This is a genomic window from Geodermatophilus sp. CPCC 205761, assembly GCF_051383655.1.
Lineage (GTDB): Bacteria > Actinomycetota > Actinomycetes > Mycobacteriales > Geodermatophilaceae > Geodermatophilus.
In genome coordinates, this window is sequence record NZ_JALPKQ010000008.1 from 1 (window position 1) to 16065 (window position 16065).

Annotated in this window: 14 protein-coding genes; 7 read left to right on the top strand and 7 right to left on the bottom strand. The window is 74.0% G+C overall.

Annotated features, from left to right (window positions below):
- Positions 1 to 117: 117 nt before the first annotated feature.
- Both MY526_RS06520 and MY526_RS06525 read right to left on the bottom strand, forming a co-directional pair.
- Positions 118 to 1284: an acyl-CoA dehydrogenase family protein gene (locus MY526_RS06520; protein WP_436703505.1), complete on the bottom strand. Its 1167-nt coding sequence runs from the start codon at positions 1282 to 1284 to the stop codon at positions 118 to 120.
- Positions 1285 to 1302: 18 nt separating this feature from the next.
- A complete protein-coding gene (locus tag MY526_RS06525) occupies positions 1303 to 2709 on the bottom strand; it encodes an aldehyde dehydrogenase family protein (RefSeq protein ID WP_436703506.1) in 1407 nt (468 codons plus the stop codon).
- Positions 2710 to 2844: 135 nt separating this feature from the next.
- Here MY526_RS06525 and MY526_RS06530 point away from each other — a divergent pair, with 135 nt between their 5' ends.
- The 4 genes from MY526_RS06530 (at position 2845) to MY526_RS06545 (ending at position 6461) form a co-directional block, all read left to right on the top strand.
- Positions 2845 to 3693: an enoyl-CoA hydratase-related protein gene (locus tag MY526_RS06530; protein ID WP_436694698.1), complete on the top strand. Its 849-nt coding sequence runs from the start codon at positions 2845 to 2847 to the stop codon at positions 3691 to 3693.
- Positions 3690 to 3884 carry a ferredoxin gene (locus MY526_RS06535; RefSeq protein ID WP_436694699.1) on the top strand — a complete coding sequence of 65 codons (195 nt, stop codon included), beginning with the start codon at positions 3690 to 3692 and terminating at the stop codon, positions 3882 to 3884. Before MY526_RS06530 ends, MY526_RS06535 begins: the two co-directional genes overlap by 4 nt.
- Positions 3877 to 5499 carry a class I adenylate-forming enzyme family protein gene (locus MY526_RS06540; protein WP_436694700.1) on the top strand — a complete coding sequence of 541 codons (1623 nt, stop codon included), beginning with the start codon at positions 3877 to 3879 and terminating at the stop codon, positions 5497 to 5499. Before MY526_RS06535 ends, MY526_RS06540 begins: the two co-directional genes overlap by 8 nt.
- A gap of 98 nt (positions 5500 to 5597) precedes the next feature.
- Positions 5598 to 6461 (top strand): PaaX family transcriptional regulator, encoded by an 864-nt coding sequence (locus MY526_RS06545; protein WP_436694701.1) that lies wholly within the window; start codon positions 5598 to 5600, stop codon positions 6459 to 6461.
- A gap of 6 nt (positions 6462 to 6467) precedes the next feature.
- Here MY526_RS06545 and MY526_RS06550 read toward each other — a convergent pair whose 3' ends face one another.
- Together MY526_RS06550 and MY526_RS06555 are read right to left on the bottom strand one after the other, a co-directional pair.
- On the bottom strand, positions 6468 to 7682 hold the full coding sequence (locus tag MY526_RS06550) for a CaiB/BaiF CoA transferase family protein (RefSeq protein ID WP_436694702.1): 1215 nt from the start codon (positions 7680 to 7682) through the stop codon (positions 6468 to 6470).
- A complete protein-coding gene (locus tag MY526_RS06555) occupies positions 7679 to 8905 on the bottom strand; it encodes a cytochrome P450 (RefSeq protein WP_436694703.1) in 1227 nt (408 codons plus the stop codon). The genes MY526_RS06550 and MY526_RS06555 overlap by 4 nt, the downstream gene beginning before the upstream one ends.
- An 86-nt stretch (positions 8906 to 8991) precedes the next feature.
- Here MY526_RS06555 and MY526_RS06560 point away from each other — a divergent pair, with 86 nt between their 5' ends.
- Entirely contained in the window at positions 8992 to 9846 is an 855-nt protein-coding gene (locus tag MY526_RS06560) for an enoyl-CoA hydratase/isomerase family protein (protein WP_436694704.1), read from the top strand.
- A 72-nt stretch (positions 9847 to 9918) separates the two neighbouring features.
- Here the strand turns inward: MY526_RS06560 and MY526_RS06565 are convergent, their stop codons facing one another.
- Positions 9919 to 11559 (bottom strand): AMP-binding protein, encoded by a 1641-nt coding sequence (locus MY526_RS06565; protein ID WP_436703507.1) that lies wholly within the window; start codon positions 11557 to 11559, stop codon positions 9919 to 9921.
- A 203-nt stretch (positions 11560 to 11762) separates the two neighbouring features.
- Between MY526_RS06565 and MY526_RS06570 the strand changes: the two genes are divergently transcribed.
- Both MY526_RS06570 and MY526_RS06575 read left to right on the top strand, forming a co-directional pair.
- The gene (locus tag MY526_RS06570; protein ID WP_436703578.1) at positions 11763 to 12923 is read left to right on the top strand and encodes a CaiB/BaiF CoA transferase family protein; all 1161 of its coding nucleotides are present in this window, start codon (positions 11763 to 11765) and stop codon (positions 12921 to 12923) included.
- Positions 12920 to 13951 (top strand): MBL fold metallo-hydrolase, encoded by a 1032-nt coding sequence (locus tag MY526_RS06575; protein WP_436703508.1) that lies wholly within the window; start codon positions 12920 to 12922, stop codon positions 13949 to 13951. Before MY526_RS06570 ends, MY526_RS06575 begins: the two co-directional genes overlap by 4 nt.
- 23 nt (positions 13952 to 13974) lie before the next feature.
- Here the strand turns inward: MY526_RS06575 and MY526_RS06580 are convergent, their stop codons facing one another.
- A complete protein-coding gene (locus tag MY526_RS06580; RefSeq protein ID WP_436703510.1) occupies positions 13975 to 14784 on the bottom strand; it encodes a mycofactocin-coupled SDR family oxidoreductase in 810 nt (269 codons plus the stop codon).
- A gap of 22 nt (positions 14785 to 14806) precedes the next feature.
- Entirely contained in the window at positions 14807 to 15982 is a 1176-nt protein-coding gene (locus tag MY526_RS06585) for an NAD(P)/FAD-dependent oxidoreductase (protein WP_436703511.1), read from the bottom strand.
- Between the last annotated feature and the right edge of the window lie 83 nt (positions 15983 to 16065).

Here is a 16065-nt window from a genome sequence, read left to right on the forward strand (position 1 = left end):
CCCCGACCAGCCCCTGTTCCCCGGCCACAGCAGCGACGACCCCGCCGGCATCGGCGCGACCGCCTCCGCCTGAGCCGGACGGTGGACCCGGGCCCGGCCGGGCCGGGGTCCACCTGGTCAGCGACGCCGGTCGTAGGGCAGGAAGTCCGGCCCGTACCGCTCCCGGGCGATGATGATCTTCTGGATCTGCGCGGTGCCGTCGGCGATCTCCACCGCCATCACGTCACGCAGCCGCTGCTCGAGCGAGTACTCCTCGGAGTAGCCATAGTTCCCGTGCAGCAGGAGGCAGTCCTTGACCGCACGGCTGGCCATCGCGGGGCCGTACCACTTGGTCATCGCGGCCTCGGCGGTGTGCCGCTCCCCCACGGTGCGCCTCCAGAGCGCCGAGTAGCACAGCAGCCGGGCGGCCTCGAGCGTGGTCAGGTGCTCGGCGAGGGGGAACGACACGCCCTCGAAGCGGGACAGCGGTGACCCGAACGCCTCGCGCTGCCGCACGTAGTCGGCGGTGAGGTCGAGGGTCGCCTGCGCGCACCCGATGCCGGTGAGGGCCAGCAGCGGCCGGGTGAAGTCGAAGCCGCCGAGCACGTTGCGGAACGCCGACCCCTCCGGCCCGAGCAGCGCGTCGGCCGGGAGCCGGACGCCGTCCAGGTGCAGCACTCCGCGGCCCATCGGCTTCCACCCGGTGTCGGGGATGTCGGACTTCCCCAGACCGGCGGCGTCGAGGGGCAGGAGGAAGGTGGACACCCCGACCGGGGCGCCGTCCCGCACCGTCCGTGCAGCGATGATCATCGCCTGCGCGTGTGCGAGCATCGTGACCGACGTCTTCTCGCCGGTCAGCACGTAGCCGTCGCCGTCGGCGACCGCCGTGGTGGTGACGGCCGTCGCGTCGGACCCGGTGGCCGGCTCGGTGAGCCCGAACGCGACGTACACCTCCCCTCGCACCAGGGGGTCCAGCCACTCGCCGCGAACCCGCGGCGAACCGTGGGCCGCGATGAGCGAGCTCATGAGCATCACCGGGATCGCCGCGTTGCCGAGGTTGAAGTCGGCGTAGGCGAGCTCCTCCACCGCCAGTCCGGCGGCGACGAAGTCCTCGCGGTCGAGCGGGTTGTGCCCGGGGCCGGCGAGCAGGCCGAAGACGCCGAGGTCGGCGATCCGCCGGTGCTCCTCCCACGGGAAGGCGTTCTGCTTGGCGCGCGCCAGGTAGCCGTCCGCCAGCTCGGCTCGGGCGAACCTCCGGACGGTGTCCCGGATCGCCCGCTGGTCCTCGTCGAGGCCGAAGTCCATCTCTCGTCTCCGTCCCGCTCAGGCGGCCGGCCGGTGGACGACCTGGAGCTGGGTGAACTCCTCCAGCCCCCACGGGCCGTTCTCCACACCCAGGCCGCTGTCCTTCGAGCCACCGAAGGGCAGCGCGGGGTCCAGGGCGAGGTGGTCGTTCACGAAGGCCGTGCCGCAGTCGAGCCGCGCCGCGACGTCCGTCGCCCGGTCGAGGTCGGGGCCCCACACCGAACCGGACAGACCGAAGCGGGTGGCGTTGGCCCGCTCGACCGCCTCGTCCACCGTCCGGTAGGTCAGCACCGGCAGCACCGGGCCGAACTGCTCCTCGTCGACCACGCGCATGCCCTCGCGCACGCCGGTGAGGATGGTGGGGGCGAAGAAGTAGCCCGGCCCCTCCAGTGGAGCTCCGCCGGTCGCCGCGGTGGCGCCGTCGGCCAGCGCGTCGGCGACGAGCCCGCGGACCCGGTCGTACTGCACGCGGTTCTGGATCGGCCCGAGGTGCACGCCCGGCAGCGTCCCGGGGCCGACCCGCACCCGGCGGGCGCGCTCGGCGAGGACGTCGACGACGGCGTCGCGCAGCGACTCGGGCACGAAGACCCGCTTCACCCCGGCGCAGATCTGCCCGTTGTTGATGAAGGCCCCCCAGAAGAGACCCTTGCCGATCGCCGCCGGGTCGGCGTCGTCGAGCACGATCGCCGCGTCGTTGCCGCCCAGTTCGAGGGTGACGCGCTTGAGGTCCGGCGCGGCGGCGGCCATGACGGCCTTGCCGGTGGCCACGGACCCGGTGAAGCTGATCTTGCCGACCGCCGGGTGGCCGGTCATCCACGCGCCGAGGGCGTCCCCGCCGCTGACCACGCTCACCACGCCCGGGGGCAGCACCTCGTTGACGACCTCGCCGAGTCGCAAGGTGGCCAGCGGCGTGTAGGGCGAGGGCTTGAGCACGACGGTGTTGCCCGCCCGGAGCGCCGGGCCGAGCTTCCAGCCGGCCAGCAGCAGCGGGTAGTTCCACGGCGTGATGGCCGCGACGACGCCGATCGCCCGGCGGCGCAGCCGCGCCGTCCTCCGGCCGTCGTCGAGGATCGTCTCCTCGCCCAGCTCGAGGGCGGCCGCCGCGCGCAGCCAGCGGGACGTCTCGCTGACCTCGATGCCCGCCGCGGAGAGGGGTTTCCCCTGCTCGGCGGTGAGCAGCGCGGCCAGCTCGCCGGCGTGCGCGTCGATCGCCTCGGCCATCGCGTAGAGGGCGGAGACCCGGGCGGCCTCGTCGGCCCGCCAGGCGCGGCCGGCGGCCGTCGCCGCTGCGAGCGCGGTGTCGAGCTGCTCGCGGGTGCAGTCGGGGGCGTCGGCGAAGACCGCGCCCGTGGCGGGATCGACCACCCCGAACGTGGCGGGCGCCTCCGTGGCCCGACCGCCGATCGTCGTGCTCGGACCACTCATCGATTCCTCCTGCAGGCCACCGGTTCGCAAAATCACTCGACAGACTATGGCATTCAGTTTCCTTCGTTGTATAGAGTGAGGACACCACGACCGGAGGCGTCACAGCGGGTGACGCGCGGTCGGCGAGGAGGTGCGGTGGACCTCAAGGTCACCCGGTACGAGGTCGACCCCCACGGCGTCGCCACGCTCACGCTGGACCGGCCCGGGCGGGGCAACTCGTGGACCGGGCGGATGCACGACGAGTACCGCTGGATCTGCCAGCGGCTGGACGACGACCCCGCCGTCCGGGTCATCGTGCTGACCGGTGCCGGCGACGTGTTCTGCGCCGGGGCTGACTTCAAGGCGCTGGACTCCTACGTCGGCGCGACGGAGTACGACCCTGCGCTCTCCGCCGACGCGGCGCGCCCCGGGTACGGCGTCCGTCGGGAGTTCGACGCCGACATGGTCTGGCAGCTCGGTCTGCGCACGCCCCTGATCGCGGCGGTCAACGGCGCCTGCGCCGGGATCGCTGTCGCCCTGGCCGCGTTCTGCGACCTGCGCTTCGCCGTCGAGGACGCCAAGGTCACCACCGTGGCACCGCGCATCGGTCTGCCCGCCGAGTACGGACTGGCCTGGATCCTCCCCCGCCTGATCGGCGTCACCCACGCCGCCGACGTCCTCTACACCGGCCGGGTCATCCGCGCCGCGGAGATGCGGGACTGGGGGTTCTTCAACCGGGTGCTCCCCCGAGGGGAGTTCGCGGCAGTCGTCACCGAGTACGCCCGCACCCTCGCCGCGGCCTCTCCCGCCGCGGTGACCACGACCAAGCGCCAGCTGTGGGGCGACCTGCTGCACGCCGACCCGGCGGCCGCCATCGAGACCAGCAAGCGGCTGATCGGCGAGCACATGCGCACCCCCGACTACGCCGAGGGCGTCGCCGCCCTGAAGGAGAAGCGCCCCGCGCGTTTCGCGCCGCCGTCCACCGAACCCGAGGAGACGTCGTGAAGGTCCGCGTCGACCCGGCCCTGTGCCAGGGCCACAACCGGTGCTACGCGCTGGCACCGGACCTCTTCCAGCTCGACGACTCCGGCTTCGCCAGCGCGGTCGGCGACGGCACCGTGCCGCCCGGCCGGGAGGAGGCCGCCGAACTGGCCGCCGAGAACTGTCCCGAGACGGCGGTGCTCCTCGATGACTGAGTCCCCCGTCCGGACCGCCCCGCCGTGGGGCCGGGAGGTCGTCGACGGCGAGGTCGACGGCCACCCGGTCCGCGTGTACGCCCGGCGCCCACGCTCCATGGCGGAGTTCCTGCTCACCGCTCGACGCTGGGCCGACCGCGAGCTGCTGGTGCAGGGCGAGCGCCGGCTGACCTCGGCTCGGACGGAGCAGGCGGTGGCCCGGGTGGCCGCGCTGCTCCGCGAGCGCGGCGTGCGGCCCGGCGACCGGGTGGCCGTCGTCGGGTTCAACTCCATCGAGTGGATGGTCGGGTTCTGGGCGCTGCAGACCCTCGGGGCCACCGCCGTCCTCGGCAACGCCTGGTGGAGCGACGAGGAGCTCGCCGGCGCCCTGGAGCTGGCCGACCCGGTGCTCGTGCTCACCGATCGGGCGGTACGGCAGCAGGCGCTGACCTTCCCGGAGCTGCGGGCCGTCGTCGACCGGGTGGACGAACCCGCCGAGCTGGTCCTCGCGCCGGCCGACGAGGACGCGCCGGCGCTCATCATGTTCAGCTCCGGAACGACCGGTGCACCCAAGGGCGTGCTGATGTCGCACCGCGCCGTCGTCGCGAACATCCAGAACCTGCTGCTGCTCACCGGCCGACTGCCCGACGAGCTGCCGGACGCCCACCCCGGCACGGTGAGCATGCTGTCGGTCCCGCTGTTCCACCTTGCCGGGATCCAGGTCAGCTGCACCACGCTGCTCTCCGGCGGTTCTCTGGTCTTCCTGGAGGGGAGGTACGACCCGGCCGAGGTGCTCCGGCTGATCGAGGCTGAGCGGGTTCGGGTGTGGGGGTCGATCCCGACCATGGTCAGCCGGGTGCTGGACCACCCCGACCTCGCCGTCCGCGACGTCTCCAGCGTCACTTCGGTGCCCATGGGCGGCTCCGCCGTCTCCCCCGAGCTGCGCGAGCGCGTCGCCGCGGCCTTCCCCGGCATGCGGGCGAGGAACCGGGTGGGCAGCCTCTACGGGCTCACCGAGGCCGGGGGCGTGCTCGCCGCCGGCTCGGGCCGGGACGTCGCCGACCGCCCGGGGTGCGTCGGCCGCGCCCTGCCCGTGGTCGAGCTGCGGATCGCCGACCCCGACGCCGAGGGAGTCGGGGAGATCCAGGCCCGGACGCCGACGTCCACCGGCGGCTATCTCGGCGAACCGGGCGGCATCGCCGACGCGGACGGCTGGATCCCCACCGGCGACCGGGGCCGGCTCGACGACGAGGGCTGGCTCTACGTCACGGGCCGGTCCAAGGACATCGTCATCCGGGGCGGGGAGAACGTCGCCTGCGTGCACGTCGAGGAAGTCCTGCTCACCCACCCCGACGTGCTCGAGGTGGCAGTCGTCGCGCTGCCGCACGCCGACCTCGGCGAGGACGTCGGCGCCGCGGTCGTCCTCCGCCCGGGTTCCGCCGTGAGCACCGACGAACTGGCCACCCACGCCCGTACCCGGCTGGCCCGCTTCGAGGTGCCCGGCGCCTGGTGGGTCCGCCGCGATCCGCTGCCGCTCAACGCCAGCGGCAAGGTGCTGCGCCGGGAGGTCCGCCGGGAGTGGCTGGACCGCGGCGGGGCGACCACCGACGAGCGCGCGACCACTCCGGCCGGGTGAGCCCGCCCCGGACCTCGGGAGGCTCCCGCCGGGTCCGGGTTAGGGTGCCGCGGGGTACGCGGGAGCCGGACGCGGCCGGACCAGGAACGGGGTGGGGCGTGAGCGCCGTCGAGACGGATGTCCCGGCCGGTGCCGGCGGCGAGCTGGGCCTCGGCAGCGCCCGATCGGTGCTGCTGACCGTGCTGGGCGAGCTCGTGTGGCCCGAGGACCGGCCGGTGTGGACCTCGGCCCTGCTCTACGTGCTCAAGGGCCTGGGCATCGAGGAGCAGACCGCCCGCCAGGCGATCGCCCGGGGGGCGGCCGCCGGCTGGATCAGCGGCGAGCGGCACGGCCGCGAGGTGCGCTGGTCGCTGACCGACCAGGGCAAGCAGCTGATCGCCGAGGGCGCCACCCGGGTGACGGGCATGAGCGCCCGCGACTCCGGCTGGGACGGGCGCTGGCTGGTCCTCCTCGTGACCATCCCGCACACCCACCGGACGGCGCGCAAGCGGCTCTACGCCGGCCTGACGTGGGCCGGCTTCGGCAACCCGACACCGGGCGTCTGGGTCAGTCCGCACCCGGAGCGCCAGGAGGAGGCGGCCCGGCTGATCGACGAGCTGGACCTCGCCGGGCAGACCCTGTCCTTCGTCGGCCCGTCGGGGTCGATCGGCCTCGACGACGCCGACATCGTGGCGCGCGCCTGGGACCTCGACGAGCTCGCGGCCCGGTACGAGGGGGTGCTCGAGGCGGTGGACGCCCTCGACCCCGAACCGGGTGACCCGATGCTCTTCACGCACATCCGCGTGGTCGGCGAGTGGCAGCGGGCGCCGTTCAGCGACCCCCAGCTCCCCGCCGAGCTGCTCCCGGACTGGATCGGCCGCCGCGTCGCCGACCGGCTCGCGGCCCTGCGCGCACAGTGGTCGGAGGCCGTGCACGCACGGTGGCAGGAGATCAACACCGCGGACGGTGTCATCGCCGGCTGACCCGGGTCAGCTCTCCGCGGCCGTCAGCTCGGCGATGGCCGCCTCGTCGAGACCGAGCTCGGCGAGCACCTCGGCCGTGTGCTGGCCCGCGCGCGGCGGTCCCGGGACCACGTCGCGGCTCGTGCTCCCGAAGCGCACGGGCGCGTCGACGCTCTCCACCGGGCGGCCCTCGATCTCGGCGCCTTCGATGCGGATCCAGGCGCCCATCGCGCGGGCCTGCGGGTCCACCACCACCTCGGCGGGGGTCTGCACCGGCGCCCACCACACGTCGTGCTCGTCGAAGACCTCGGCCCAGTGCGCGAGCGGGTGCCCGGCGAAGGCCGCGTCGAGGACGGGGATGAACTCCCGCCGGTTCTTCGAGATCGCCCGCGCCGTGGCGAACCGCTCGTCCTCCAGCAGGTCGGTGCGACCGATCGCCGCGAGGACGCGGGGCAGGTGGCGTCCGGCCTGGACGCCGACCAGGTAGAACCACCGGTCGTCCGCCGTCCGGTAGGAGTTGTACAGCGGCGTCGGGCAGACCTCGCGCGGGTAGGGCGGCCGGGGCCGTCCGCCCATCGCCTGCACCCCGAGCTCCCCGGCCAGGGCCCACATTCCGGTGCGCAGCAGCGAGGCCTCGACGAACCGGCCGCGGCCGGTCCGCTCCCGCTCGTGCAACGCGGCGAGGACGCCGGCCACCGACGTCATGGCGGCGAAGGTGTCCCCCAGCCCCTGCATGAGCGGGGCCGGCGGCTGACCCTGGGTGGTGATCTCGTGCGCGATGCCGGTGCGACCGAAGAACGAGGCGAGGTCGTAGCCGGCCCGCTCCTCGTCGGGACCGCCCCAGCCGTAGGCGGTGAGCGAGCAGTACACGAGGCGCGGGAAGCGCTCGGCGACGACGTCGGGCGCCAGCCCGAGCCGGCGCAGCGCGGCCGGACGGAGGTTGGTGACCAGGACGTCGGCCTTCTCCAGGAGGGCTTCGAGCGCGGCCCGGCCGGCGTCGGAGCGGACGTCCAGTTCGATCGAGCGCTTGCCCCGGTTGGCCGAGGTGAAGGCGCCGTTCGGTGCGTCGGGGTTGGCCCCCATGGCCCCCCAGATGTGCCGCATGGGCTCACCGCCGCGCGGCTCGACCTTGACCACGTCGGCACCCCAGTCGGCGAGCACTCCGCAGGCGGCGGGCCCCGCCATCCAGTGCGCGAGCTCGACCACCCGGAGGCCGGCCAGCGGCGTGGGCGCCTCGCTCATCGGGCCGCCGTCGCCACGGCCCCGGCCGGCTGCTGCGCGCGCTCGACGACGACGGGCACGTGCTCGGGCCCGCGGGTCTGTCCACCACTCCAGGTCACCTCGGCACCCTCGGCCAGCCGGAAGGCGGGCATGACGCGCAGCCACTCCTCGAGGGTGACCTTGACCTCCAGCCGGGCCAGGTTGGAGCCCAGGCAGCGGTGCGGGCCGGAACCGAACGTCAGGTGCCGGTTGCGGCGCCGGTCGACCTGCACCTCGTCGGGCTCGGTGAAGACGGCGGGGTCGCGGTTGGCCGCGGCGAAGGGCAGCACCACCCGCTCACCGGCGTGGATGCAGCGGCCGTGCAGCTCGACGTCCTCCGTGGCCAGCCGGCCCACGGTCACCGGCGCGTAGTAGCGGAGGAACTCCTCGACCGCGGTGTCGATCAGCGACGGGTCGGCGACCAGCCGCTCGCGGTCGGCCGGGTTGCCCGCGAGGTGCCACAGCGTCGAGCCGATGGCACTCCAGGTGGTGTCGGCGCCGGCGATGAGGACGAGGAACGCCGCCCCGATGCGGTGCTTGCGGCTGAGCGGCTCGCCGTCCATCTCCGCCGTCGTCAGGTAGCTGAGCAGATCGGTGCCGCCGGTCGGGGCGGCCGCGCGCTGCTCGAGCAGGCCGGCGAGGTAGTCGATGATCTCGCGGACCGCCTGGGCGCGGACGGCCTGGTCTGTGGGGCCCACCCGGATCATCCGGATCATCCAGTCGTGGAACTGTCCCCCCGGGGGTACGCCCAGGATGGAGGTCAGCACCGTGAGGGTGAGCGGCTGCGCGTAGTCCTCGATCACGTCGCCGGAGCCGCGCTCGGCCAGCGCCGCCACCAGCCGGCGCGCCTCGGCGCGGATCATCGGCTCCATCTCGGCGACCCGCGCGGGCATGAAGTAGGGCATGAGCACGTCGCGGTGCGCCTTGTGCTCCGGCGGGTCGGAGGTCAGCGGCGGGAGGTACAGACCGCCCGCCGACTCCAACGGCCCGGCCACCTCGATGGCCCGGGAGGTGAAGCGCTCGGCGTCGCGCGCGGTGTCCCGGACGTCGTCGTAGCCCGCCAGCATGTAGGAGCCGCCCCACTTGTCGGTGTGGGCGACCGGGCAGCCGGCACGCATGGCCGCGTACTGGGTCTCCGGATCGGCGCGGAACTCCTCGGAGTAGAGGTCGTAGCCGTCGGCCGGGTACACCACCTCGTTGGTCATACGGGAGACTCTACGCTCTAGGTAACTGACTGTCGATAGCTGTAAAGTGTCCTCGTCTGCTCGTCCGATCCCCTGAGAGGTGCCCGGTGCCGGAGAACGTCCGCCTGGAGAAACACGGCCCCGTGGCCCACCTGGTCCTCGACCGTCCGGAGAAGCACAACGCGCTGCGGTTCGACGACCTCGACGACCTGGTCGACCTGCTGCACGCCGCCGAGGACGACGACGACGTCCGGGTCGTCGTCCTGCGCGGCGAGGGGCCGAGCTTCTGCGCCGGTCACGACTACGACGACGCCGTCCGCTCCTACGGGCTGGAGCCCGGCCCCGAGGGCGAGAAGCCGCGCCGCCCCAGTCAGCGCAGCCGGCTGCTCCGCGACCGCCGGCTCGGCGCCGGCTACATGGCCTTCCACTACGCGCTGAAGCCGGTCATCGCACAGGTACAGGGCGCGTGCACCGGCGCGGGCCTGTACCTGGTGGAGCTGGTCGACCTCGCGATCGCCACCGAGACCGCCCGGTTCAGCCACGCCGAGCAGCGGCTGGGGTTGGCCGGCAACACCTGGCACCTCAACACCCAGATCCTCAAGTACGGGCCGAAGCGGGCCCGCGAGCTGCTGCTGCTCGGGGACACGTTCGACGGCGTCCAGGCCGCGGAGTGGGGACTGGTGAACCGGGCCGTGCCCGAGGAGGCCCTCGCCGCGACCGTCGAGGAGTGGGCCGGGCGGATCGCCGCGCACCCGCGCGACGCCCTGGTCACGGGCAAGGCGATGTGGCAGATGGCGCTGGACAGCCTGGGGGGCTCCCAGCAGTTCGCCCGCGGCTACGTCGGCCACACCCTCGGCACGAACCTGCGCCTGGAGCCCGACGAGTTCAACTTCCTCAAGGAGCGCGCGCGCCGCGGCACCCGGGAGTCCTTCGGCGACCGCGACGAGCACTACTCGGGCTGACCGCCGGCTGACGCCCAGGGGGCCCGGGAGCCACTCGGCTCCCGGGCCCCGGAGGTCGACCGCTCGGGTCGATCAGGCGTGCTCCACGGCGGACAGCGGGGTCAGCACACCGGCGTCCACCTGGTCCCGGAGGACGAACTTCTGCACCTTGCCCGACGGGGTCATCGGGTAGGCCTGGGTGACGAACCAGTGCACCGGGACCTTGTGTGCGGCGATCCGCTCCCGGCACCAGGCGCGCAGGTCCTCGGCGAGCAACGGGGAGGACGGGTCGGCCGGGCGCACCACCGCGGCGATCTGCTCACCCCACCGCTCGTCCGGGACCCCGATGACGGCGACCTCCGCGACCTGCGGGTGGGTGAACAGCAGGTCCTCGATCTCCCGCGGGTAGATGTTGATGCCACCCCGGATGATCATGTCCTTCAGCCGGCCGGTGACCCGGAGGAACCCCCGGTCGTCCATCGTGCCGAGGTCCCCCATGTGCAGCCAGCCGTCGGCGTCGATCGTCGCGGCAGTCTCCTCGGGGAGCTCGTAGTAGGCCAGCATGGTCTGGTAGCCGCGGCAGCAGATCTCCCCCTGCTCGCCGATGGGCAGTGTCTCCCCCGTCGCCGGGTCGACGATGCGCACCTCGAGCTCGGGCAGCGGCTGCCCGACCGTGCCGGCCTGGTCGGCCGGGGAGTCCGTGAGCCGGGTCTGGCTGATCACGCCGTGCATCTCGGTCTGCCCGAACAGGATGCTGAACCGGCAGCCCAGCCGCTCCATGACGCGGTGCACGAGCGTCTCGGGGACCGCGGACGCGCCGGACATCATGGTCTGGATGCTCGACAGGTCGCGGGTGGCGCAGTCGGGGTGCTCGAGGACCGCGATGAGCATCGTCGGGACCATGAGCGAGTGCGTCCCCCGGTAGGTCTCGAACAGCTCGAGGGTCAGGCCCGGGTCGAAGCCGGGCATCACCACATAGGTGCCGTGCACGGCCAGCGTGCCGAACTCCGTCACCGCTCCGCCCCCGATGTGGTACATCGGCATGGCGTTGACGCAGACGCCGCCGTCCTCCATCCCGGCGCGGAGCGCGACGAAGTGCGCCTCGTTCACCAGGCCCTTGTGGTGCAGCAGCGCACCCTTGGGGAACCCGGTCGTTCCGGACGTGTACTGGATCTGCACCGGGTCCAGCGGTGCCACGGCCGGCAGTTCCCGCCCCGGGTCGCCGGAGTCCAGGAACGTCGACCAGTCGGTGAAGGAGACGGTCTCGCGCAGCGCGGGGGTGTGCGGACGGACCTCGGTGGTGATCGCCCCCAGGTCGGCACCGCGGTACTCGTCCACATGGAACATCCCCACGGCCCCGGACTGGGCGAGCACGTACTGCAGCTCGTGTGACCGGTAGGCCGGGTTGATGGCCACCAGGACCATCCCGGCCATGGCGATCCCCTGCTGCAACACCACCCACTCGGCCGCGTTCGGCGCCCAGATCGCGATCCGGTCCCCGGGCTCGAAGCGGGCGAGCAGGGCGCGTGCCACGCGCTCGACGTCGGTCAGCAGCCCGGAGTAGGTCCACTCGCGGCGGGCAGCGGGATCGGGGACGGCGTCGACCAGGGCCAGCCGGTCGGGGGCGGCCGCCGCCGCCTCGCGGAGGAGGTCCCCCACGGTGATGTCGCGGACACCCGAGCTGGGCTCCGCCGGCCAGTAGGACTGCTCGAGGTGTACGGGGATGGCGGTCATCTGCTTCTCCTGCTCGCACCGGGGCCGTCAGGGCGCGGCGTTCGGGACTGGCCGCATGACGTCGAGCGAGGCGCCGTCCCCGCATGGTGAACGGGTGTTGCGGCCATCACATCGACGGGTAACGTTATACACGTCGGGAGACCGATTGCATATAGTCGTCAAATGAGGAGGCGGTCCCACTGACCGGAACCGAGGGCGGCCCGCTGGCCGGGACGCGCGTGCTCGAACTGCCCGCACTGGGCCCCGTCCCCTTCGCCGCCATGCTCCTGGCCGATCTGGGCGCCGACGTCGTCCGGGTCGACCGGTGCGAGACGGTCGACGTCCCGACGGACAGCGCGCTCGACGCCGTCCTCACCGGTCGCGACGACCTCGGTCGCAGCCGCCGCCGGATCGCCGTGGACCTGCGCCGGCCCGAGGGCGCCGAGGTCGTCCTCGCCCTGGCGGAGCGCAGCGACGTGCTGCTCGAGGGCTTCCGGCCGGGGGTCGCCGAGCGGCTCGGAGTCGGGCCGACGACGGTCGGCGAGCGCAACGCCAGGCTGGTCTACGCGCGACTCACCGGGTGGGGGCAGGACGGACCGCTCGCCGGAGAGGTGGGCCACGACATCGGCTACCTCGCCGTGTCGGGCGCCCTGGACGGCATCGGCACGCGGGACACCGGGCCGGTCGCCCCGCTCGGCACGGTCGGCGACTACCCCGGCGGCGCGATGCTCGCCGTCATCGGGGTGCTGGCCGCTCTCGCCGAACGGTCCCGCTCCGGCCGCGGCCAGGTCGTCGACGCCGCGATCGTCGACGGCGTGCTGCTCACCGCGAGCGTCGACCGGTTCCTGCGCCTGCGCGACGGATGGGGTCCGCGCGGCACCAACGCCCTCGACGGCGGCAGCCACTTCTACCGCTGCTACCGGACCGCCGACGACCGCTGGGTCGCCTTCGGCGCCGTCGAGCCACGCTTCCACGACGAGATGCTGCGCTGCCTCGGGATCGACCCCGAACCGGTCGACCAGTACGACCGCAGCCGGTGGCCGGAGATGGCGTCGCGCGTGCAGGCCGTGGTGGGCACCGCGACCCGGGACGAGTGGGTGGACCGGCTCGCCGGCCGCGACGTCTGCTTCGCACCGGTGCTGACGCACGAGGAGGCCGCCGTCCACCCGCACCTGGTGGCCCGCGGGTCACTGCCGGCCGCCAGCGGGTCGCCGCAGTCGGCACCGGCACCGCGGCTGAGCCGCACCCCCGCACCTGCGCCGAGGCCGACACCTCCACCGGGGGCCCACACACGGGCTCTGCTGACCGAACTGGGGATGACCGCCGACCGGATCGCCGAGCTCGCCGGCGCCGGCGTGGTCCGCCAGGCGGCGGTGGCGGCGTGACGGCGCTCGCGACGCGGGGCAACTGGTCCGAGCCCCTGGTGGAGGAGGTGGCGGAGGGGGTCCACCGCATCCCGCTCCCCCTGCCCCTGGACGGGCTGCACGCGGTCAACGTGTACGCACTGGTGCAGGACGACGGGCTCACGCTCGTCGACGGAGGCTGGGCGCTGGAGGCGTCCCGCTCGCGGCTGGATCGGGCACTGGCCGCGCTCGGGGCCGGCGTCGGGGACGTCCGGCGGATGCTGGTCACCCACGCCCACCGCGACCACTACACGCAGGCGGTGGCCCTGCGCCGGGAGACCGGCGCACCGATCTCCCTGGGTGCCGGCGAGCGGGCCGTGCTCGACCTGCTGGCCGACCCGACACGACCCAACACGGGTCGCTGGCAGGTTCAGCTCGACGGGAACGGCGCCCCGGACCTCGCCGCGCGAGTGGCCGACCTGCTCGAGGAGACCGCCACCCAGGCCCAGTGGTGGGAGCTGCCCGACGTCTGGCTGGACGGCGAGGAGCTGCACGGGGTGGGCGACCGGACGCTGCGCGCGGTGGCCACGCCGGGACACACGACCGGACACATGGTCTTCGTCGACGACGCCGCGGGGCTGCTGTTCGCCGGGGACCACGTGCTGCCGCACATCACGCCGTCCATCGGCTTCGAGGCCGCCGGCGGATACCTGCCGCTCGGCGCCTACCTGCAGAGCCTCGCCGCGGTGCGGGCGATGCCGGACGCGCGGCTGCTACCGGCCCACGGTCCGGTGAGCGACAGCGTGCACGCGCGGGTGGACGAGCTCCTCGACCACCACCGCACCCGGCTGGACGACGTCGCGGCCGCGGTCTCGGCCGGCGCGTCGACGGGGGCGGAGGTCGCCGCCCGGCTGCGCTGGACCGGCCGGGGCCGGGCCCTGGACACGCTGGACCCGGTCAACCAGGTCCTCGCCGTCCTGGAGACGATCGCCCACCTCGACCTGCTCGAGGTCCGCGGCCGGCTGCGCGCCGAGACCGTCGACGGGGTGCGCCGCTTCAGCTCCGGCTGACGCGGCGCGTCCCGCCCGGGGGCTCAGCGGTTGGTGTTGCCGGCGTCGACCTTGAGTTCGGTGCCGGTGACGTAACGGGACTCGTCGGAGGCGAGGTACACGACCGCGCTGCTGACGTCGTCCGGCTCGACCCACTGCGTGGGCAGCGCGTTCATGAACACCGGACCCAGGCTCGGGTCGGTGCCGATCAGTTCGTCCAGCCGCTTGAGCCCGCCGGTCAGCGCCGTCCTCACCCCCGCCGGGTGGACCGTGTTCACCCGGATCGAGTGGCGCGCCAGTTCGTTGGCCATCGCCTTGGCGAGGCCGACGACGCCGTGCTTGGCCGCCGTGTAGGGCGCGAAGAACGGCGTGCCCTTGAGTGCCGACGTCGAGCCGACGGCGACGATCGACCCACCGCCCACGGCGATGAGGTGCGGAGCGGTCGCGGCGATCGTGTTCCAGGTGCCGGTCAGGGTCGTGTCGACGACCTCGGACCACACCTGCGGGGTGACCTCGTGCCAGGCGTGCAGCTTGCACACCGCGGCGTTGGCGACGACGACGTCGAGCCGGCCGAACTGCCCCACGGCCTCGTCGACGGCGGCGCGCAGCGCGTCCGCGTTCCGGATGTCGGCGGTCACCGGGAGCACCCGCCGGTCCTCGGCCTCGACCAGCCGGGCGGTCTCGGCCAGGTCCTCGACCGTCGCCATCGGGTAGTCGATCTCGGCATAGGCCCCCGGGACGTCGACGGCGATGACGTCGGCGCCCTCGCGGGCCAGGCGCACGGCGTGGTTGCGGCCCTGGCCGCGGCCGGCGCCGGTGATGAGCGCGACCTTGCCGGCCACTCGTCCACTCACGCTGGGGTCCTCTCTCCGATCGTCAGGTCGGCTGCGTCGCGAGCTCGCGCCGCTCGGCGACCACCGACCGGGCAGCCGCGGCGTCCCGGGGGCGGTCGACGGTCAGGACGGCGGTGACCGCACCGGCCGGGTCCAGCCACGTGACGGTGCGCCCGGGGCGACCGTCCTCGGGAGCCTCGACGGGCCGGTCGGCGGCACCGTGCGCGCCGACGTACTGCAGCTTGGCGCCGAACTGGTCGCTCCAGAAGTACGGCACGGGGTCGTGCACGGGCAGCGGGTCGCCCGGCGCGCCCAGCAGCGTGCCGGCGGCAGTCGTCCCCGCGCTCCCGGCGTCCTCCCAGTGCTCCACGCGGACCCGCGCCCGAGCTCTCGGCGACCAGCGCGCGGCGACGTCGCCGGCCGCGACGACGCCGGGGACGACGACGCCCCCGGACGACGCCCGCAGGTGCTCGTCGACGGCCACCCCGCGGTCGAGGTCGAGCCCGCTGCCGGTCATCCACCCGGTGTCCGGGCGCACCCCGGTCGCGGTGACCACCACGTCGGCGGCGACGGCGCTGCCGTCGGTCAGCAGCACCCCACCGTCCTGGACCGCGGCGACGGAGACGCCGAGCCGGAGGTCGACGCCCGACCACCAGGGCAGGAAGGACGCGCCGACGTCGGCTCCCAGCGCACCGGCCAGCGGCGCCGGCCCGGCCTCCAGGCAGGTCACCGCACAGCCCCGGGCGAGCGCGGCCGTGGCCACCTCGGCGCCGATCCAGCTGGCGCCGACGACGAGCACACGGGCACCGGGCCGGAGGCGGTCGCGGAGCGCGAGCGCGTCGTCGGCGGTGCGCAGGGTCAGCTGCTCGCCGTCCCCCGGCAGGCGCACGGGGGCGGCGCCGGTGGCGACGAGGAGCCCGTCGAAGCCGATCTCACCGCGGAGCGTCCGGACGACCCGGCGACCGAGGTCCAGTCCGGTGACCTGCTCGCCCAGGTGCAGGTCCACGTCGAGCGCGCGCGGGTCGAAGCGCAGGGCGGTGTCGTCCCGCCGGCCGGCCAGCACGGCCTTGCTCAGCGGCGGCCGGTCGTAGGGCGCCCGCGCCTCGGCCCCGAGGACGACGAGCGACCCGGCGTACCCGCGGCGGCGCAACTGCCCGGCCGCCCGGACGGCTGCCAGGCCGGCGCCGGCCACGACGATCCGCGTCAGTTCGTCCAACACGTGGCACTCCTCTGCGTCGGCCAGGCCCTCACTCTACAGTACGGGCGTTCGAGTTGCCATGGTTGTACAGAGTTCTGCGATCC

Coding starts and splice junctions, on each gene's coding strand:
- MY526_RS06520 (WP_436703505.1), bottom strand. CDS start 1,284: ATGGACTTCGGCCTCGACGAGGACCAGCGGGCGATCCGGGACACCGTC.
- MY526_RS06565 (WP_436703507.1), bottom strand. CDS start 11,559: ATGACCGCCATCCCCGTACACCTCGAGCAGTCCTACTGGCCGGCGGAG.
- MY526_RS06540 (WP_436694700.1), top strand. CDS start 3,877: ATGACTGAGTCCCCCGTCCGGACCGCCCCGCCGTGGGGCCGGGAGGTC.
- MY526_RS06555 (WP_436694703.1), bottom strand. CDS start 8,905: ATGACCAACGAGGTGGTGTACCCGGCCGACGGCTACGACCTCTACTCC.
- MY526_RS06525 (WP_436703506.1), bottom strand. CDS start 2,709: ATGAGTGGTCCGAGCACGACGATCGGCGGTCGGGCCACGGAGGCGCCC.
- MY526_RS06550 (WP_436694702.1), bottom strand. CDS start 7,682: ATGAGCGAGGCGCCCACGCCGCTGGCCGGCCTCCGGGTGGTCGAGCTC.